The organism is Pseudoduganella rivuli (assembly GCF_009674485.1).
GTDB classification, from domain to species: Bacteria; Pseudomonadota; Gammaproteobacteria; order Burkholderiales; family Burkholderiaceae_D; genus Rugamonas; species Rugamonas rivuli_B.
Window position 1 is genome coordinate 1 of sequence record NZ_WKJJ01000027.1, and the last position, 19,548, is coordinate 19,548.

Genomic DNA, 19,548 nt, shown 5'->3' on the forward strand with positions numbered 1-19,548 from the left:
CCCCTGCCGCATCGGCGGCGGCACAGGCGGCCCAGAGCGCGCAAGCGGCGCTGGCCGCATTGGCGTCGCAGGCGGCCCAGGCTGTCCAGGGTACGCAGCCGGCGCAACAGGCGCAGGCGGCACAGGCCGCGGCGCAGGCATCCGTCCCCGTGGCAACGCCGGACGCGCCCGGCCCGGCCCCGGTCGCGGCGCCGACCATGCCGAAAGGCCCGACCGCCACCACGCCGATCCAGCGCGGCGGCATGGGCAGCGCGGTGGCCATCGTGTATTCTGCGGACGGCAAGCCGCTACGCCAGGTGCAGGGCAAGGTGGCCAACGGCCGCCCCGTGTTTGCCGCCGAGCAGGATGGCGGCTCGGTCTTCGCGCCGGAAGCGGCCGCGCTGGCCCTGGCGCCGAAAAGCGGCTACCGCTGGCTGCCCGGCTATTTCGACAGCGTGCGCGCCACCCGCACAGGGCTCGGCACCGTCATGTGGTCCGGGCTGGAAGCCCAGCCGGGCGATGCGCCACTGCGCAAGCCGGGCACGGTACAAGGACTGGGCGGCGCGGTGGGCGCCTACATGGAAGCCGATGCGGTGTCCGTGTACGACGCCGCGCAGCGCCGCCGCCTGGCCCGCATCCCGGTGGAAAAAGCCACGGATGCCGCCTGGTCGCCCGCCAACCGCATGCTGATGGTGGAGTCGCCCGCCCCCGGCAACAGCGGGCGCATGCAGCTGAGCGCCTACGAGCTGGATTAGCCGGCGCATGGTGGCGCGCGGCAGCGCACTGAAGCGTACAGTGCCACGCAATGCCTGCCGCGTGACTATAATCCAGAGGACGTGCCCATGCGGCGCCAGCCGGCAAGCATGGTGCAAGGGACTTGGGAGGTTTTCATGCCGCCAGACACCATCGAACCCGGCATCCGCACCCTGGCGGAGTTGCCCGGCCCCAAAGGCATCCCGCTGCTGGGCAACGCCCTGCAACTGGACCCGGTACGCATCCACCTGATCCTGGAGGAATGGGTCAGGCAATACGGCCCCGCCCTCACGATCAGGCTGGGACCGAAGCAAGTGTTCGTCAGTTCGGACATGAACCTGCTGCAGACCGTGCTGCACGAGCGGCCCGACCGCTACCGGCGCTTTTCGCCGATCGAATCGGTGCTGTCGGAAATGGGCGCCAACGGCGTGTTTTCATCGGAAGGCGATGCCTGGCTGCCACAGCGCAAAATCATCATGCATGCGCTGGGCGCCAACCATTTCCGCGCCTTCTTCCCGTCCATGCAGGCCATCACGCAACGCCTGCTGGAGCAATGGCTGCGCGCCGCGCGCCACGGCGAAACCGTCGACATGTGCCGCGACCTGACGCGCTACACGGTCGACACCACCACCACGCTGGCGTTCGGTGTCGACCCGAACACGCTGGAACAGGCGGGCGGCGCGATCCAGGACCACATGGCGCATATTTTCCCGATGATCCTGTCGCGCGTGAACGCGCCGTTCCCATGGTGGCGCTATTTCAAGCTGCCGCGCGACCGCCAGTTCGACCATGCATTGCGCGAAGTGCAGCATTACGCATCCGGCCTGATCACGCGCGCGCGCCAGCGCCGCGCCGAGCATCCGGGCGAAGCGCCGCAAAACCTGCTGGAAGCCATGCTGGCGGCCGGCGAGGAAACCGGTTCGCCGATGGCGGACGACGTCATCTTTGCCAACACCTTCACGGTGCTGATGGCCGGTGAAGACACCACGGCGTTTTCGCTGGCCTGGGCCATGTATTGCCTGTGCCGGCATCCGCACGTGCAGGAACGTATGCACGACGCGGCGCTGCAGGCGTTCGGCGATGCCCCCCTTTGCCCGACGTTCGAAGACGTGCGCAAGCTCGATTATTTCGATGGCGTGGCCCACGAAGCCATGCGTTTGAAACCCATCGTTCCACTGATGTTCTTCGAACCGGTCAAGGACGTGGTGCTGGGCGGCGTGGCGCTGCCGGCCGGTATGCCGCTGTTCTTCGTGCTGCGCCCGTCGATGGAAGATGCGCAGCGCTATGGCCAGCCGGAGGCGTTCCTGCCGGAGCGCTGGGCCGCGGGCCACCAGCATGTGCAGCCGCACGATGCGCACGGTTTCCTGCAATTCGGCGCCGGCCCCCGCGTATGCCCGGGACGGCACCTGGCCAGCGTCGAGCAGCGCCTCGTGCTGTCGATGCTGGCGCGCCACTTCACGATGGAATTTGCCGGCGACCCGGACCTCATCAAGGAGGAATCCGCCTTCACGATGCGGCCGTCCTCGATGCCGGTGCGGCTGAAGTTACGTTAATGGACTGCGTCGATCACCAGCCGGGCGGCCGTCCCGCGTCGCCCTGGCTGTAATCGCACACGCCTTGCGGGAAGATACGCGCCAGCCACGCCTGCTGCTGCGCACTGAACGTCACGGCGCCATAGGTGCCATCTGCCAGCGCCGCCGATACCGGCTTCAGCGCGCATTTGAACAGGTCGCCCCGGATGCCGTCCCCCGCCACCATGCGCGGGCTGCCATGGACCGGATAAGCGCGCGTGCAGGCGCCCGGCGCCTTGCCGTCGAGGATGCCGTCCCACACGCCCGGGCCGGACGCCAGCACGGCGCCCTGCGCGCCAAAACAGGTGTCCGCAAATTCCGGCGGCGGCGCCTTGGCGGTGAGATAACGGTCCATCACGTCGACGCCTTTCAGCACCGCCTTCACCAGGTCGGGATCGGTCTGCGTGAACCACACCACCTGGTTTTTCAACTCGGCGGGATTGGCTTGCCGCAGGCGGGCGCGCACGGCGAATGACTGGCGCGCATTGTGCATGTTCAGCTCCGGTTCCAGGTAAGGCCGCAAGTCGATCACGGGAATGCCCAGCCGCGCCCCCGTAAACACGTGGCCGGACGTATAGGCCTTGCGCATGGCGTCGATGCTGCCGGCCCGGCGTGGCGCGGGCGCACCGTCCGGTTCTCGGCACGTTGCGCTGCGCCGCATGTTGCGGCTGTCGTACGGATCGCCCTTGTCATCCCACTGCACGAATTCCGGCTGTTCCTTCCAGCTGCCGACACAGGCATTGATACGCAGGAATTCATCCGGCGCCAGCTTGCCGTTCGCCAGCGCCGCCAGCCCGTATTGCACGCCCACGTTATCGACGGGAATCGGCGCATAGCCCTGGCTGTCGGTGCCGTAAATGTCGGCCAAATCGTTCCAGTGCGTCCATTTCACCGCGTCCAGCGTGCCTGGCGCATAGCCATAGGCTTTCGCACCCTTGTCGAAACGGGGATCGCGGTACTTCGGATTGATCACGGTGGGCATCGCGAATTTCCAGCCATTGATGCATTCCGTCGACCCGGTGCCGCCCGTCAGCGCGTTGCGCGCCGTATCGCTGGCATTCATACCCTCCACCAGGGTTTGATTGCTCCACTTCGCCCACGGCGACTGCGGGTCACGGGCCACCGCATCGGCAAAGTACTGTCCCAGCAGCGGGCAATCGGAGACGGGGATGGTTTGCGTCACCATGTCCGGATAGGAATAGATCGGGATGCCGCCATCGAGCAGGCCGGGCGCGTTTTGCGCGAACAGGTATTGCTGCACCGCGCCGCCGGAACCGCCGATGCCCAGCGTGTACGACGGCTGGCCATAGGCGGAGACAAAATAGGCCTTGGTCATGCGCGCGGTTTCCTCGGCCAGGCGCATGTTGTAATGCACGCCGGTTTCATTGCCGGACGACGTCACCACGGCATAGCCACGCCCCAGCAAATGCGGCATCAACGCCCGCTCCGATGAACCCAGCTGGCCGTTGAACCACATGGCCAGCCCCTGCTGGTGGCCGATGCCGACGCCACCGCGCAGCCAGTAAATCAGCTTGCCGTTCCACGCCAGCGACGTCGATTTGCCCGTGCCCGGCGCTTCCGCCGACGGCGGCCGGGGGGCCAGCATGGCCACCGTGTACATGAAGCGGTTGATGACGCCCCCTTCGACCCGGATCACGAACGGCGCCGGCGCGCCGTCATACGGGATGGTTTTCAGGTCGGCGGGCGGCTGCGCATAACCGGTGGCGGGATCGAACGGCTTGAAGGCGCTGCCGTTGAAATAAAAGTATTCGGTGCGCGGCGCAATGTGGCACAGGCGGCTGTAACCGGCCACCTTGCCGGTGGCGGCGTCCAGCACTGGATGGCCGACGCCATCCTGGTTATCGATCAGCGGCTGCCCCAGGCCGGATTCCTGCGTGCGGCAAATGAACGGTTGCTGCTGCTCCGCCGCCGCTGCCGGCAGCGCCGATGCGATGCCGATGGCCAGCGCTCCCGATACACTCCATACGCGATTTATCTTCATGCAATTCCCCTGTGCATTTGTTGCTCAAGTGTACATGCAAGCCTATCGCGGCGCAGTGCGCAAGAGTGCAAACAAAATAGCCACACACGGTTGACATACACATCGGACGATACTTTCCGTGGCATATCATGTATCCATCATGCATACCATATTGAAAGCCACATTGGTGCTGGCGGCCTGCGCCTGCGGGCCGGCCACGTATGCCCAGGATCCCGTGCGTTTCCTGGTGGTCGACGGCCGCTCGTTGCCGATGGGGCTGATGCGCAACACCCCCCATGGTCCGGAACTGGTCGACGGGCTGATCAAGGATTGGCAAGATGCGCTGGCGCAGGAACTGGGCCGCCGCCCGGTCCATTTAGTCTTGCCCCGCAAGCGCCAGGATTGGGCGGTCGAAGGGCACAAGGTGGATTTGCGCTGCTTCGTCAGCCCGGAATGGCTGACGCAGGACATCATTGCGGAATATGACTGGCCCGCACCGTTCATGGAAGTGGAAGAACGGGTGATCGGCCCCGCCGGCGCCCCGCCGGCGCAATCGCTGCACGACCTGGAAGGCAAGACCATCGGCGGCGTGCACGGCTATACCTACCGCAAGCTCGATGCGCTGTTTGCCTCCGGCAAAGCAAAACGGGAAGATGCGCCGGGCGAAACCGCGCTGCTGCTCAAGCAACAGGCGGGCCGCACCGACTATTCGGTAATGCGCATGCTGGATTTCCAGTATCTGCGCCGCAGCGATCCGCGCATGGCGGCGCTGGCGATTTCCCCGTTCGTGGTCAGCCGCTTTCCCATGTATTGCGCGCGGACCAAGTACAGTGCGGTGACGTTGCAAGAGCTGTCCGCCGCGCAAGAGCGGCTGCAGCAATCGGGGGCGCTGGAAAAGATGCTGCAGAAGTACCGCTGAAATGTACTGCCGAAATGAAACAGGGGGCTTGCGCCCCCTGCTTCGTTTGCGTCTTACCTTACATGCCCAGCGATTTCAGCAATTCGTCGCTGTCGTCCGACGACATTTGCTGCGATTCGCCTGCCGGCGCACCGCCGCCAGCCTGCTCCTCATCCAGCAGCTTGTCCGGATCCGGGATTTCCGCCGAGTCGAAATCGTGCAAGCGGATGAATTCCGTGCGGTCGATCGCCAGTTCCAGGTAAAACACGTTGTTCTTTTCCGTGTAGAACGACACGCGGCGCATTTCCGGACGGTCCAGCGGCGTGTCGACGTTCAACATCACCTGCTTGGTCAGCACCAGCATTTTCGGCTGGTTTTGCGTGATGTTGGTTTGCAGTTCGCGCCGCACCTTGCCGGTGAAGTCGCCGACGATCTGGTTCATCAGTTCGCCCATGATGTTCGACACTTCGTCGGACGTGTGCGAACTGGCCAGCTCCGACTTCGGCATGCCCATGTGCAGCATGTAGCGCTCATAAATTTCCATGGCCGTATCGGCCGAGAAATTCAGCACGACGAGGCCGGTAAAGCCGCCGTCGAACAGCACGAAGCAGCCGATATCCGGTTTCAGGCCGACCTTGGTGATGCGCTGCACCATGGCGGAATAGTGAACCTTGCTTTGCGTGGCGATGCCCAGCACGCGGGTCACCGAATTGCACAAACTCGTTAATAAATCTTCTGTACCGTACACAATGTTGTTATCGTCTACATCCACTGCCATGCTGCCCCCTGTTTTGGTCTGGTACTTGTGACAAGCATTGCTTGCCCTTAGTTAATACCATGAGAATACTGAAGCGGCCCAGTCCCGTCCACAGTAATCGCCGATTCCGTGGAAATGCCGCAGCGGAAATGTTAAAAAGCAAGATTTTAACATTTCGGGACGGTCGGCGTGATCAGGCCAGGGCTTCCTTGGCGGCTTCTTCGGGCGACAAGCCGTCATAGAACAGGTCCGTGAACCACTCGACCTGCTCTTCGATGTGCTCCTGGGCCTGCTCCACCGTGGCGCCGCCTTTCACGAGCCAGCCCTCCACTTCGATACACCACTGGATCAGTTCCAGGGTTTCAGGATCCAGCTCTTCTTTCTTCTTTGCCATTTTGATGCCTCGCTTGCGGTAACCCACCATTGTAGCAAGTTCGGTCCGGCAGCCGGCAAATCAGGGGTTGGCGAATAGATTGCCGCGATTTTTCATGTTCCGCTCCGCGACGGTCAGCCAGCCAGCTCTTCATCCAGGCCGAACCTGCCGGGTTGCAGCGGCAGCCCACGGCTGCCCGCCACCATTTTCAAAGTAAATTGCAATGCGCGGGCCACGGCGCCCAGTGCAACCGGATGCAGCATGTCCAGGCTGTCGACGCGGCGCCACAGCGCCGTGTCGTCCAGCGCCGGCAAGCCGTCCTTGCAGGCAAATACAATGCGGTTCTGCGAATCGACCGCGTCGACCGCCAGCACAGCCGCGCCGAAACTGGCGCGCATGCGCGCGATATATTCCTGCGTCTCCTCCATGTTGTCGCCCAACAGGTTCACCACCATGACACCGCCCGGCGCCAGCGAGCGGTGACAGTCGGCATAAAACGCCCGGCTGCACAACTGGGCTGGCTGGCCGCCGCGGTCGAAGCCATCAACCATCAGCAAGTCGAACAGCCTGTCGGCGTGGCGCACGAACTCCGCGCCATCGATACAGTGCACCGCCAGCCGCTCGCTGCCGTCGGGAATATGGAACTGGTCACGCAAGGCGATCACTTCCGGATCGATTTCCGCCACGCTGATTGCCGCCTCCGGCAAATGGCGGTGGCAAAACTTGAGCAGCGAACCACCGCCCAGTCCGATCATGCCGATGTGGCGCGGGTCGGGCTGGAGCAGCAGCGCCCCCATCATCGATTGCGTATACCCCAATATCAATTCATCGGGGTTATCGACATGCATTTCGCTCTGAACCGAAAAGGCGTCGAACATCAGCGATTGCGTGCAATTCTTCTTGATGACAACAGGCTTGCCGGATGCAATAGACCGCGAAAATTGGATGTATCGCTCCAGCAGCATGGCGATAGAAGTGTTATCCGGCAAAAGATTCTCCGCAAGCAACATCGATTCGATGTAATAACGCATCCGCACCCGCCAGCGGGGCGCCGGCATGGCGTGCGGATACAACTGCGCCGCCCGCGCAAGGCCGCGCGAGACGTGCAATTCAAAAAACGGAGGCGGACGCGAGGATGGCATGGGTTGGTAGCGCATGATGATCATTATATGATAATGTCACTCACATATAACCATCATGAAACGCGCACGTTATGCGCATTTCATTGGAACTTTATGCAACGCAGCCATAGCCGGGCCATCAGTTCATCCGGCACGGCGCGGCTACGAGCGTGCCGGGCTACGCCAACATGGCATAAAGGGAGATGTTGAGGTGTGACGCCACAGGCCGGCGCCGCTGCGCCGGCTTCTCTGCAGGTCAATGAGAAATGTTGGGCGGGTGAATTCCCCAGGCCGGCTCAGCGGCTACTGATCCTGGCCTTGGTCGCGTAATCCACGTTGTGCCGCTCAAGGTATTCGCGGATCATCTGGCGGATCACTTGCGATGGTGTCTGGTCCTGCAGGGAACACAGTTCCTCGAACGCTTTTTTCTTGGCAGGATCGATCAGTATCGTCAACCGTGCGGTCTTGGATTCCATGGCAGCGTCAATTTGCATGTTAATGTGATTAACATTATACACACATCCTGTCCGCACCTTTCCTGCCACGGGGCATAATGCTACTGGCCTACGCAGATGATCCTGGTCTCGTATTCGTGGGCCGCCGCCTTCTTCTTCCTGGCCCAGTCGATCACTTCCTGCGCTTGCGCAACCGTCATCACTGTCGCCTTTTCCTTATTCTTGATAAAGGAAACGCCTTCGAACACGCCCTCCTTGCTACGCATGACCTTGGCGAAGACCGGCGGCTTCTTTTCGCCGTCGCTGATTTTGTTCTGCTGAACCAGGTAACGTTGATCGGTGTTTTCCATGGGCGTCGCTCGGCTATAAGGGGGATTGAAGTATTGTAGGCATAAAAAAAGTGGCCGCACGATTTCTCGTACGGCCACTCTTCTGCATTCTGGCTCCCCGACCTGGACTCGAACCAGGGACCTGCGGATTAACAGTCCGTCGCTCTACCGACTGAGCTATCAGGGAAAAGAGGCCACATTATAGACAACGGGTTGCGGCCTGTCCAGTCGAAGTTGCAAGTTTCTTGCTTTCTCCGTCTAGGGGCCTGGCCCCTTTTTCACTATAGCAGCTTAGCTGGCAATAGCCAAAAAAGGGCCAGGCACCGAAATGTCGACTAGAGCAGCTTAATCAGAAACTGCCCTTGAATTGAACGCCCCACTGGCGCGGCTCGTTGATGAAGCCGGTCAGGTTGTTGAAGTCGATGGCGCCCGTGATGCGCTGGGTGTTGGTGATGTTGCGGCCGAACGCTGCCACTTCATACTTGCCGCCCGCCCAGTTGTAGCCCACGCGCAGGCCGCCTTCGGTCAGCGGTTTGCCCGTGAATTCCACCGCGTCGTACAGGAAGAAGTTCACCTTGCTGCGGTACGACCAGTCCGTCAGCACGAACAGGTTGCCATCGGCCAGCGGCACGTTGTAGCGGGCGCTGGCGTTGAAGATCCACTTCGGCGCCTGCGGCAACGCGTTGCCGTTGATGACCACGCGGCCTGCCGCGTTGATCGGGTCCAGCACCGTGCACTGCGCGCACTTGTTGACGGACAGCGACGGGTCGCGGATTTCCGTGAAGTTGTACGAACCGGACAGCGATACCTTGAAGTCGTTGGTAACGAAACCTTCGATCTCGCCTTCCACGCCACGGCCGCGGGTCTTGGCCGCGTTGATCAGCTTGGTGACGTTGGAATTGCCGCCCACCACCGTCAACTGCTGGTTTTTCACGTCATAGTCGTACACCGACAGGGCCGCACGCGCACGGCGGTTCAGCAAGTCCGCCTTGATACCGGCTTCATACGACACCAGCGTTTCCGCATCGGCCACCGTGATCGGCACCGCGACCGAAGCGGCCGCGATACTCGGTGCGCGGAAGCCCGTCGCCACGCGGGCATACAGGCTGACATCCTTGTTCAGCGTGTAGGTGCCGCTCAAGTCCCAGTTGAACTTGTCCTTGCTGGTGTCGACCGACTTCGGACCCGTCAGCGTGGTGTTGATGGTTTCCAGCGTGGTGAACTCTTTTTCATCCTTGGTATAGCGCAGGCCGCCGCGCACGGTCAGCACGTCGCTGACAGCGTAGTTGACGGAGCCGAACGCCGCCCACGCGGTGTTCTTCTGGTTGCTGGTGACGCGCGTGGTGCGGCCGCCGGCCACGTTGAAGTTGTCGGAGCTGCCGGTGGCGTCTTCATCGAAGTAATACACGCCGGCCTGCCAGCTCAACGGACCCGCGGTTTTCGACTCGACGCGGAATTCCTGCGAATACTGCTTCAAGTCGGGAATGCTGCCGGCCGTCTCCACCTGGAACGGCACGGTGCCCGGACCGTTGACCGGATTGCCGCCATCGATGTCGCCACGGCTGTAGTACTTCGCCACGGTTTCATAACCGGTGATCGAATACAGCTTGACCGCGCCCAGGTCCCACGACAGGCGGGCATTGGCGCCGCGCGTGTTCAGGCTCTGGTAGTTCTGGCCATTGGTGTAAATCTTTTCCGCATCGAAGCCATCAACGAAATCGTTGGTGCCCTTCTTGATGATATTGGCGCGGAACAGGCGCGAGCTGCCCGTGCCGGAACGCTGGTGCACATTGAACAGCGCATTGAACTCGGCATTCGGCTTGTACAGCACCTGAACGCGCTCGGCGTGTTCGTTGTAACCCTCCATCGAATCCGGCTGGTTCTGGAACACGTTCGACACGTAATCGTCGCGGTGCTGGCGCAAGACCGATGCGCGCAATGCCCACTCGGACGCCAGCGGCACGTTAACGGCCGCTTCCACGTTGGCGGTGGCGTGCGTCGCGTACGACAGGTTGTAATAGCCTTCCACGCCTTTCAGCGATGGTTTCGCCGATTCGAATTTCACCACGCCGGCCGGCGTATTACGGCCGAACAGCGTGCCTTGCGGGCCGCGCAGCACTTCCACGCCAGCCAGGTCGAACATCGGGTAACCCTTGAGGATCGGGTTTTCCTGCACCACGTCGTCATAGATCAGCGACACCGGCTGCGACGCGAACGTCGAGAAGTCGGCATTGCCGTAACCGCGGATGTAAAAGCGCGGGAACACGCGGCCGGTCGACGATTCCACGTTCAGGCTCGGCACCTTGCCGGCCAGAACGCGGATATCCTGGCCACCGGAGACCAGCACATCGAGTTTTTCATCCTTGATCGCGGACACGGACACCGGCACGTCGCGGATGTTTTCCGTGCGGCGCTGCGCCGTCACGGTCACGGTTTCCAGCTGGCCGGCCTGTTTAGGCTGTGCTTCCTGCGCCAGCGCGATCGATGGGGCCAGCGCGGACAGCGCCAGCAACGACAAATTCTGCATATTGGACATCTTGGTCATCACATTCCTTAGGGGTTGTGTACGTTGACAAGGCGTCTCCCTCTTCCGCTGTAATTGTTGTTGGCCCGGAAAGCAAAAAAGGCCGCGACTGTCGCGGCCTTAACATTTCGCTATTCCCGGGTCGGGAAGTGCGCAAATTATAGCTATCCGATATTACAAGGGCAATTACAATTTCCACCAACGGAATGTTAACATTGCAGGGAGCGGCTCCACAATTGCTCCACATTAATGTCATATCCTGGGCGCAAGCTAAATCACATACGGAGCCCCCCATGCCAGCAGCCCCAGGTGGAGCAAATGCCGCCATCCCTCCAGCAGCCCTGCCCCCTGCTGTCGTCAATGCGCCCCAGGTGCCCGCAGTCGAACCAGCGCCATCGGTGGCCCGCGTGCTGGTGCAGCGCGGCTGGGAAGCGGCGGGACGCAACGGTGATTTCTACTACCCCAGCGCCGATTTTCCGCGCATCCACATCGTGCTGTCCGCGAACGCCACGCCGTTCGATGCGCTGGTCAACCTGTACAAGGATGTGAAAACCGTTGAGGTGCAGGACGTCAAGGTCGGTGGCGGCGTCCTCAGCTACACGTTCTGGCTGGACGACGTCAAGCAGCGCGACGATAACGTGCGCCTGAAGGCCGCCTACGCACTGCTGGCGGCGCAGTCCCGCACGATACTGAACGACTTGCTGGTCGAAGCTTGATCAGCCGGCGCCACGCGCCAATTGCACGCGCAGCGCATCGACGAACACCCGCGTCTTTTTCGGGCGGTAGCGCGCGGCGGGAAACACCGCGTGCACGCCGCCGCCCGGCAAGCGCCATTGCGGCAACAACCGCACCAGCAAGCCGGCCTGCACGTGGGCTTGCACCGCATGGTGTGGCAAGATCGAAAAGCCGGCGCCATGCAGCACGGCGCCCAGCACGGCCAGCGCGGTATTGCAGGCGAAGCCCTGCCGCAATTTGACCGCGTGCTGGTCCTCATCGCGTGTAAACGTCCATGACCATGGTCTGGGCAGCACGGACAAGCCGATGAACGGCAACCCTTCCAGCTCGCCCGGTTGCTGCGGCAGTTGCAGCAGCAACTGCGGCGCGGCCACCACCCACTCTTCGAATTCCGCCAATTTTGCCGCCTGCAGCGACGAATCGCGCAAACGGCCGATACGCACGGCCACGTCGATTCCCTCTTTGACGAGATCCGCCAGCCCGTCGCCGGACAGCAGCTCGATGTCCAGTTCCGGATAGCGCTGCCGCAGCTGCGCCGCCACCGCGACGACGGGACCGCAGTAATCGATGGGCGCCGTCACGCGCAACATGCCGCGCGGTTCCACACTGGCCTGCCCCGCCTGCGCCACCGCTTCCGCCGCGTCATGCACGATCCGCTTGCTGGCTTCATAAAATGCTTCGCCCGCGTCGGTCAGGCTCAGGCTGCGCGTGGTGCGCAACAACAGCGATGCACCGGTCTCCTGCTCGAGCTTGCGGATATGGGCGCTGACCACGGTTTTCGTCAGCCCCAGCCGCGCGGCGGCAGCCGTCAGCGAACCAGCGTCCACGACGGTGACGAACACCAGCAGGCGGTTCAGGTTGAAATCGGCCAAGGGTTCCATTGTCAGCTCCTGACGCACAGTGAATAAAGAATTAGCTATCTTATCAAACATAATCGTTGGGCCTATTCTGTCTCCATCGCAGCAGACAACTCGATCACCCGATCACCTGACAAGGAGCCCATCATGAACATCGCCCACCTGACCGCCGCCATCGCCACCGCAACCGCCCTGCAGGCCTTCCCGGCCCATGCCGCCAGCGCAGGCAATGCAGCGCCAACCATCGGCCAGCACGTCATCGACGTCGACGGCCTGCCGATCGCGTACCGCGAAGCGGGCGACCCGTCGCTGCCCGCCATCGTGCTGCTGCACGGCTTCCCGTCGTCGTCGTACATGTACCGCAACCTGATCCCGCAACTGGCGCAGCGTTTCCACGTGATCGCCCCCGACTATCCTGGCAGCGGCGACAGCGTGGCGCCGCAAGGCTACACGCCCACCTTCGAACAGTTGAGCGTGGTGATGGAACACTTCCTGGCGAAAAAAGGCGTGCAGCGCTACACGCTGTACGTGCAGGATTTCGGCGGCCCGGTCGGCTTCCGCATCGCGGCGCGCCACCCGGAGCAAGTCAGCGCGCTGGTGATCCAGAACGCCAATGCGTATGACGAAGGCTTGTCGGACAAAATCGCATCGAACATCCGCACGCTGAAAGTGGGCATCAATGCGGAAACCGACGTGGTGCTGGAACACATCCTGAGTCCGGACGGCGTGAAATTCATGTACCGCCACGGCACGCGCCAGCCGGAACAACTGGATGCCAGCACGTGGACGCAGGACAGCGCCGTGCTGCGCCAGCCGTCGGCCAAGGCCGTGCAAAAAGGCTTGCTGGTCGATTACCACAGCAACGTGGCGCAATACGGCGCATGGCAGCAATACTTCCGCACGGCGCAACCGCCCGCGCTGATCGTGTGGGGTAAAAACGATCCCTTGTTCACGGCGGCGGGCGCGCAAGCCTTCGCCAGGGATTTGCCGAACGCGGAAGTGAAACTGCTCGATACCGGTCACTTCGCGCTGGAAGAGGAAAACGATGCGATTGCCGGCAGCATCCTGGCGTTCGCCGACCGCATCGGGCTTGGGCGCAAATAACAGCTTCGATCCACCGGGAGGCAACGGCGCGCTGCAAGTTGCGGCGGCGCTGTACGCTTCCCGGCAAGCGACGCGCGAGCCGTTCGTGCCGGACCTTGCCTATCATGGCAACATGGCCGATGATACTGCGCTGACCAGGTGGATAGCTGCGGAACTAGCAGAAACGAAGCCGGGACAAATACCACACGATTAACACGCCGCTCAGGCTCCAGACAGGGAGGTACGCCATGGCAGAAACGAATCCGAAAGTCGACTGGTTTTTTGACAAAGACACCCAATGGCAGCAAGCCTACCGCAAGCTGCGGACCATCATATTGGGTTGCGGCCTGACGGAGGACTTGAAGTGGGGCGTGCCTTGCTACACGCTGGATGGCCAGAACGTCGTGCTGATCCACGGCTTCAAGGAATACTGCGCCATGCTGTTCTTCAAGGGCGTGCTGATGAAGGATTTCAACGCAATCCTCGTGCAGCAAACCGCCAACGTGCAGGCGGGGCGGCAAATCCGCTTCACCAGCGCGGCGCAGGTCGAAGAAATGAAGCATGTGCTGAAGGCGTACGTGGAAGACGCCATCGCCGTGGAAAGATCCGGCCAGGAAGTGGAGTTCAAGAAGACCGAAGAATTCCCCATGCCGCTGGAATTCCAGGTCCAGCTCGACGAGCTGCCGGAACTGAAAACCGCGTTCGAAGCGCTGACGCCGGGCCGCCAGCGCGGCTACCTGCTGCATTTCTCCAGCGCCAAGCAAGCCAAGACGCGCGAATCGCGCGTGGAAAAATGCATCCCAAAAATCATGGAAGGCAAAGGCCTGGACGACTGACCGCAGCCCTGCACGCATGGCGGCTCGATACCCCCGATCCGCCCTACGGTGCCAGCGCCGCCTTGACGCTGGCCGCATACCGCTCGCTGACCGCCAGTTCCGCCCCGCAGCGCAGCGCCAGCACATAGCCGCCCTCCCCGCCCTGGCGCAGCGCCTGCATCTGGCTGCGCCGCACCAGCGTGCGGCGGTGAATGCGCAGGAAAACGGCTGGATCGAGATAACGCTCCAGTTCCGTCAACGTGCTCCGGTGCAGCAGCGAACGCTGCGCCATGTGCAGCTCCACGTAGTTGCCCGCGCTGTCCAGCCACAGCACATCCGCCACATCGACCCGTTCGATGCGCCCCACCGAGCGCACCGCCAGTTCCTGCCAATACCCGGGGGCCGGGTCGGCAAAGCTGCGCAAGGCCCGCGTATAGGCGGCGCGCTGGTCCAGCAGCGCAGAAGCGCGTTCCAGCGCCTGCCGCAGGCGGCGCTCGTCGACCGGCTTGACGATGTAATCCAGCGCGTGCACGTCAAACGCATCCAGCGCATGCCCCCGGTGCGCGGTGACAAATACCACCAGCGGCGGCGTATCCTGCCGGCTCAATTCGCGGGCCAGTTCCAGTCCCGACTCCTGCGGCATTTGCACGTCGAGCAGCAGCACATCCACGCCGCCCGCCGCCAGTTGCAACCGCGCGGCGGATGCACTGGCGCACTCGCCCGCCACGCGCCAGCCGGGCAGCTCCTGCAACGCCAGCCGCAAATTCGTGCGCGCGTGGGCTTCGTCGTCGACGATCAACACGTTCACGGGCCGGCTCATGCCGCCATCCTCGGAATGCGCAGCTCCGCCACGAAGCGGCCGTCCGCTTGCCGCGTCTCCAGCGAGGCGGCGTCGCCGTAAGCAAGGCGCAACCGGGCCCGCGTGCCGCGCAAGCCGATGCCCAGCCCCGCCTTCGGCGCGGCGTACCCGGCGACCGGATTGCTGACCCGCGCCAGCACGCATGCCCCCTCCTGCGCAAACGACAGCACGATATCGCTGTCCCCGTCATGGCACTCCAGGTCGTGCCGCAGCGCGTTTTCCACCAGCGGCTGCAGCAGCATCGGCGGGCACTCGATGCCGCCATCCAGCGCATGCGTCCCTTCGATGCGCACTTGCAGGCGGGGACCGAAACGCAGGCGCTGCAAGTCCAGGTAATCCTGTACGAATTGCAGTTCCTGCTCCAGGGTGATCCAGTCGCGCTCACTGGTGGTCAACGCGTATTGCAGCAAGTCGCCCAGGCGCGCCAGGCCATCCAGCGCCAGCGGCTTGTCGCCAACCCGCACCAGTGCGCCGATGGCGGACAGCGTGTTGAACATGAAATGGGGTTCCAGTTGGCCGCGCAGCGCGGCCAGCCGCTGACGTTCCAGTGTCAGCCGCGTTTGCGCCAGCTCGCGCGCCTGTTGCTGCCGCTGCCGCCACAACAGCCCCGCCGCCACGGCGCCAAAGGCCATCGTCAACAACACGAAGCCGACAAACCATTCGAACTTGTACATCGACACGACGTAGCCCCACGCGTTCTCGAACGTCAGCGCCTTGTGCTGCTTGACGGTGCGCCAGGCGCCCAGTCCCAGCATGGCGCTGGGCCAGCCCAGCACGACATACACGGCATAGCTGGCCGCGATGCGGCGCGGCGTCGACAACAGCACGGGGTAACGGCGGCACACCATGTACAGCAGGTAGCTTTGCACCATCATGACGACATAGCCGCGCCACCAGCCCAACGTCATTTGCCAGTAGCTGCGCGTGTCGCCATGCTGCTGCGCGTCGCCATAGGTGGTGATGCCGGCCAGCGCGCACAGCACGGCCCACAGTGCGAAATTGGTCACCAGCGCGCGCAGCCATACGGGGATGGAAAAAGGAGGCGTCATGGCGGCGCAGTATAGCAGCGCAACCCGGCCATTAAGCCTGGTATTCACCCCTTTGTTGGCGGCATTCATCACATTGCCGTCCATCGCACCGTCAGCGGGAAAATCGCTATAATTATTTCTCCACATCAAGGAGACATCACCCATGGGCTACCGCGACGATTTCTACAAAAAAGAAAATATCATTGGCTACACCGGCGACCTCAGTGACATCAAGTTCACGGTCTATTTCGCCGATGCGGGCGGCTTGAATCCCCGCACGGTGGAAGTGAATGGCAAGCAGCAAGTCCTAGTGAGTTTCGGCCGCATCACGCAAGACCACCCGCACAAGAACAACATCGGGCGCGGCAAGGTGCACGAAGCGTATTCGTATTCGATCTTCAACGACGGCGACCAGGCCAAGGAATGCGTCTACGGCCGCAAGGAACTGAAGGCCATCGGCATGAAGGAAAAAGGCGGCGACGACGAGCACTTGTCGTTCCATACCAGCCGGAACCGTTTTGAAGAAGTCACTGCGGGGAATATCGAGATTCTGGCGACGGCGATCAAGCGGTTTCCGAATGCGAAGGACAAGGTGTGACAGGCTGAGCGCAAAAAGCCCAGCCGGACCGGGGCTGGGTTTCAAGGTTTGCTGCGTATTGTGGCGCCCGACAAAGACTCACACCAAGGACCCGCGCATTAACAGTTCGGTCGGTCTGGCCGACACTCACGCATGGCCAACAGCTCACGGCCTAAACTGATGAAATCAGTGAAAGAACTTCATGGACTATCAAATTATTTTCTTTTGCGCCAATAATCAAATAAACAGCATATCCGGCGCACACCGCCATACCGCAGTCTACCTTCCTAACGATAGAGCCGCATTCAGCACCGGTGCCGCAGATACCCTGCTCAGTACCAATGGTCCGGCTGGCGCGCTAAGATCGGCGGGGCACAGTGCGCTGCCGCCTGGCGTGTATTACCGTAGTGATCTGGGCTTCGGCCATTGCGTACTGACAAGCACAACACGCGCGGGCGTCACCTTAAGCGAAGTGAGGACCCATGCAACCTCGTGGTCTGCCGCCCACCCGACAACCGGCTCTACTCATTACCCGCATAATTGCCGCGGTTATGCGGACGACTTCATCCGAAATTTTTCAACCTCGCTAAGTTCGGCTGAAGAATTGCGCCGGGGGTTACAGGCATTATTTGATCGCTGCAAATCTTAAATTTAAAACCAAAAAACAGCCGAATTCGGGTACAACCCAACGAAAACGGCCCCGTGATCGCTCACGGGGCCGTTTTTAGCATTCTGGCTCCCCGACCTGGACTCGAACCAGGGACCTGCGGATTAACAGTCCGTCGCTCTACCGACTGAGCTATCAGGGAAAAGAGGCAAGATAATAGCCGCTGGCGCCCCGCCTGTCCAGCCTCTTCGTGCATTTTTCATCAACGCGGCTTAGCCGGACGGGGAATGGACCGTGAACGCTTCCCGAATGGCCTCAGGCACCGGCTCCGACGAAATCACAATCAACCGCGCCCCTGCCCGCGTCATCGCCATATACAGCTTGCGCGCATTTTCCTCGCGGTCCGGCGCGGGCAGCCGGTCCACCGCCAGCAATTTCTCCACGCCGATCAAAAACACCACGCCGGCTTCCAGCCCCGTCGCCGTATCCAGGTTCGCCAGCCGCACGTGCGTGCGCTGCACGCCACCCGGCGGCGCCTTGCGCTGGTCGTCCTTGTTCAGCCACCACACGCGGCCGGTGCCGAAGCGCTGGCACAGGCGCCGGTAAAGCAAGGTTTTCTGCACCTGCTCGCCATAGATCACCAGCACGTCGGCCAGCGTAAAACGGTTTCCCTGCACACAGGCGCTTAATTCGTTGACCAGCCGGTCGACGGCGTCCTGCGGCGAGTCGGTATACACCAGCGCCGGTTTGACGCCCGGTTCCATGCCGTCCAGATCGGGCACCAGGAAGTCCTCGGGATCGCCCTGCGTATGCCGGGCCAGGACCACGCTGGCGGCGGCCAGGTTGGCCTGCGTGGTGCGGTAGGATTTGCGCAGCTTGCGCGTCCTGCCCGCCACGTCCAGCCCCACGCTTTTCCAGCTCAGCCGGTTCTTTGTAAACCCCTGGTTCGGATCGGCACACAGGAACAGGGAACTGCCCGGATGCATGGCCAGCCGCACCGTGTGGAACCACGACGGTGCGCAAAACTGCGCCTCATCCAGCAGAACGTGATGGTATTGCTCCAGGCGTTGCCGCTCTTCCGCCAGGCAGATTTCCAGCGGCAGCGCGCTCCACAGCGATAAGCCCTGCGCCTGCAACGACGACGTCACCGCGCCAAACAGCGACCACACGGCGCTGCGCTCCGACGGCCGCAACGCAAAGCCGCGTCCCGAGCGGCTGGCGTTGGCATATTGCGCCTCGCCGGTGATCAGCGACTCGTTGATGAAATCCAGTTCTTCCCTGAGCCGCTGCACGGGCAATTTGAGGTCGGGATAAAGGCCGCGAAAATGGTGGATCAGTTCCTCGACCATGCGCGTATTGGACGGCATACGCGGATAGCGCTGGTGCACGTTGCGCCATTGCCGGTGTACCCAGGCGGAAAAGGTGTTGATTTCCAGGTTGTCCGGCAAGCGGCCCCGCGTGCGGCGCAGTTTCGCGTGGATGTCGGCCACCACCGGCGCGTTATGGATCAGCATCAGGATGCGCTGCGCCGGATACATTTCCGCCAGCAGCAAGGCGCGCGACAGCGCGATCAAGGTCTTGCCGCTACCGGCAACGCCGTTCACGAGGCGCACCGCCACGTCCCGCGAGATGGCCGCCTGCTCCTGCGGCAGCGCCAGGTCCAGCTTCGCCGCGCTCTCCTGCTGCACGTCGAGGAAATAGCGCTGCAGGGTGGCCGAGTTGTCCCGGTTGAAATGGCGGCGCGTGGTGCAGATGGCGGCGATTTCAGCTTCCGCAAAGTACCGCTCCATCAGCGCCTGTTCCGTCTCTTCCGTGATCGGGGTGGCCAGGCGCGGCGCCAGCGTGTCGCCCGTTTCCAGGAATTCGGCTTTCGACACCAGCCGGATCCCGCACTGCGCGCCCATCCGGGCAGCCACGCGCCGCACCTCTTCCGTATTGCACTGCCACAGGACGACCAGTTTTCCCGGCCCCTGCAGCGCCGCCATCTGGCTCAGCAGCGCATCGAACGCAGCGCGTCCCTCGTCATCGAATAACTGGCCGCCCGCCAACGCGTCGTAGGGCGTCTCGCTGACGGCGATCGCCAGCCAGCCTTGCACGGGATGCTGGATAAAGAAGTCGGGCGCCCAGCCGTCAGGCCGCAACGGCGTGCGGACCACATAGGCATCGTCCAGGCGGTTGAGCGCGCGCTTGATGTGGATGCTGCGCGCGCCCAGTGCGCCGACCCGGGCTGGAATAAAAGTCGCCAT

At 62.5% G+C, this 19,548-nt stretch carries 18 protein-coding genes, 2 tRNA genes and 1 pseudogene; 8 read left to right on the forward strand and 13 right to left on the reverse strand.

Annotated features, from left to right (window positions below):
• Positions 1-734 (forward strand): annotated as a pseudogene (locus GJ700_RS35085) (hypothetical protein); the annotation flags it as partial.
• Between the two features lie 135 nt (positions 735-869).
• Entirely contained in the window at positions 870-2,285 is a 1,416-nt protein-coding gene (locus tag GJ700_RS30490) for a cytochrome P450 (RefSeq protein WP_154381189.1), read from the forward strand.
• Between the two features lie 13 nt (positions 2,286-2,298).
• Here GJ700_RS30490 and GJ700_RS30495 read toward each other — a convergent pair whose 3' ends face one another.
• Entirely contained in the window at positions 2,299-4,305 is a 2,007-nt protein-coding gene (locus GJ700_RS30495) for a DUF6351 family protein (protein ID WP_154381191.1), read from the reverse strand.
• A gap of 139 nt (positions 4,306-4,444) precedes the next feature.
• Between GJ700_RS30495 and GJ700_RS30500 the strand changes: the two genes are divergently transcribed.
• On the forward strand, positions 4,445-5,203 hold the full coding sequence (locus tag GJ700_RS30500) for a substrate-binding periplasmic protein (RefSeq protein ID WP_154381194.1): 759 nt from the start codon (positions 4,445-4,447) through the stop codon (positions 5,201-5,203).
• Positions 5,204-5,261: 58 nt separating this feature from the next.
• On the opposite strand, the gene GJ700_RS30505 is transcribed toward GJ700_RS30500, so the two are convergent.
• The 7 genes from GJ700_RS30505 to GJ700_RS30535 form a co-directional block, all read right to left on the reverse strand.
• On the reverse strand, positions 5,262-5,960 hold the full coding sequence (locus GJ700_RS30505; RefSeq protein WP_154381196.1) for a DUF3334 family protein: 699 nt from the start codon (positions 5,958-5,960) through the stop codon (positions 5,262-5,264).
• A gap of 172 nt (positions 5,961-6,132) precedes the next feature.
• A complete protein-coding gene (locus GJ700_RS30510; RefSeq protein WP_154381198.1) occupies positions 6,133-6,333 on the reverse strand; it encodes a hypothetical protein in 201 nt (66 codons plus the stop codon).
• Positions 6,334-6,446: 113 nt separating this feature from the next.
• Positions 6,447-7,160: a fused MFS/spermidine synthase gene (locus GJ700_RS30515; protein ID WP_195764057.1), complete on the reverse strand. Its 714-nt coding sequence runs from the start codon at positions 7,158-7,160 to the stop codon at positions 6,447-6,449.
• 569 nt (positions 7,161-7,729) lie between these two features.
• A complete protein-coding gene (locus GJ700_RS30520; RefSeq protein ID WP_154381202.1) occupies positions 7,730-7,909 on the reverse strand; it encodes a ribbon-helix-helix protein in 180 nt (59 codons plus the stop codon).
• A gap of 80 nt (positions 7,910-7,989) precedes the next feature.
• Entirely contained in the window at positions 7,990-8,238 is a 249-nt protein-coding gene (locus GJ700_RS30525) for a hypothetical protein (RefSeq protein ID WP_154381204.1), read from the reverse strand.
• A 90-nt stretch (positions 8,239-8,328) separates the two neighbouring features.
• Positions 8,329-8,404, reverse strand: a tRNA-Asn gene (locus tag GJ700_RS30530).
• Between the two features lie 162 nt (positions 8,405-8,566).
• Positions 8,567-10,762 carry a TonB-dependent receptor gene (locus GJ700_RS30535; RefSeq protein ID WP_154381206.1) on the reverse strand — a complete coding sequence of 732 codons (2,196 nt, stop codon included), beginning with the start codon at positions 10,760-10,762 and terminating at the stop codon, positions 8,567-8,569.
• Between the two features lie 272 nt (positions 10,763-11,034).
• Between GJ700_RS30535 and GJ700_RS30540 the strand changes: the two genes are divergently transcribed.
• A complete protein-coding gene (locus GJ700_RS30540; protein ID WP_154381208.1) occupies positions 11,035-11,457 on the forward strand; it encodes a hypothetical protein in 423 nt (140 codons plus the stop codon).
• Here GJ700_RS30540 and GJ700_RS30545 read toward each other — a convergent pair whose 3' ends face one another.
• Complete coding sequence (locus tag GJ700_RS30545) at positions 11,458-12,357, reverse strand: LysR family transcriptional regulator (RefSeq protein ID WP_154381210.1); 900 nt, start codon at positions 12,355-12,357, stop codon at positions 11,458-11,460.
• A 123-nt stretch (positions 12,358-12,480) separates the two neighbouring features.
• Here GJ700_RS30545 and GJ700_RS30550 point away from each other — a divergent pair, with 123 nt between their 5' ends.
• On the forward strand, positions 12,481-13,437 hold the full coding sequence (locus GJ700_RS30550; protein ID WP_154381212.1) for an alpha/beta fold hydrolase: 957 nt from the start codon (positions 12,481-12,483) through the stop codon (positions 13,435-13,437).
• Between the two features lie 227 nt (positions 13,438-13,664).
• Positions 13,665-14,252 (forward strand): YdeI/OmpD-associated family protein, encoded by a 588-nt coding sequence (locus GJ700_RS30555; protein ID WP_154381214.1) that lies wholly within the window; start codon positions 13,665-13,667, stop codon positions 14,250-14,252.
• Between the two features lie 43 nt (positions 14,253-14,295).
• Here the strand turns inward: GJ700_RS30555 and GJ700_RS30560 are convergent, their stop codons facing one another.
• Positions 14,296-15,051 carry a LytR/AlgR family response regulator transcription factor gene (locus GJ700_RS30560; protein WP_154381216.1) on the reverse strand — a complete coding sequence of 252 codons (756 nt, stop codon included), beginning with the start codon at positions 15,049-15,051 and terminating at the stop codon, positions 14,296-14,298.
• A complete protein-coding gene (locus tag GJ700_RS30565) occupies positions 15,048-16,139 on the reverse strand; it encodes a sensor histidine kinase (RefSeq protein WP_195764058.1) in 1,092 nt (363 codons plus the stop codon). The genes GJ700_RS30560 and GJ700_RS30565 overlap by 4 nt, the downstream gene beginning before the upstream one ends.
• A gap of 142 nt (positions 16,140-16,281) precedes the next feature.
• On the opposite strand from GJ700_RS30565, the gene GJ700_RS30570 reads away from it, so the two are divergent.
• Positions 16,282-16,716, forward strand: a complete 435-nt coding sequence (locus GJ700_RS30570; protein ID WP_154381220.1) for a hypothetical protein — start codon at positions 16,282-16,284, stop codon at positions 16,714-16,716.
• Positions 16,717-16,897: 181 nt separating this feature from the next.
• Positions 16,898-17,344, forward strand: a complete 447-nt coding sequence (locus GJ700_RS30575; protein WP_154381222.1) for a hypothetical protein — start codon at positions 16,898-16,900, stop codon at positions 17,342-17,344.
• A gap of 84 nt (positions 17,345-17,428) precedes the next feature.
• Here GJ700_RS30575 and GJ700_RS30580 read toward each other — a convergent pair.
• Positions 17,429-17,504 (reverse strand) — tRNA-Asn (locus GJ700_RS30580).
• Between the two features lie 70 nt (positions 17,505-17,574).
• Positions 17,575-19,548, reverse strand: a complete 1,974-nt coding sequence (locus GJ700_RS30585; protein ID WP_154381224.1) for a UvrD-helicase domain-containing protein — start codon at positions 19,546-19,548, stop codon at positions 17,575-17,577.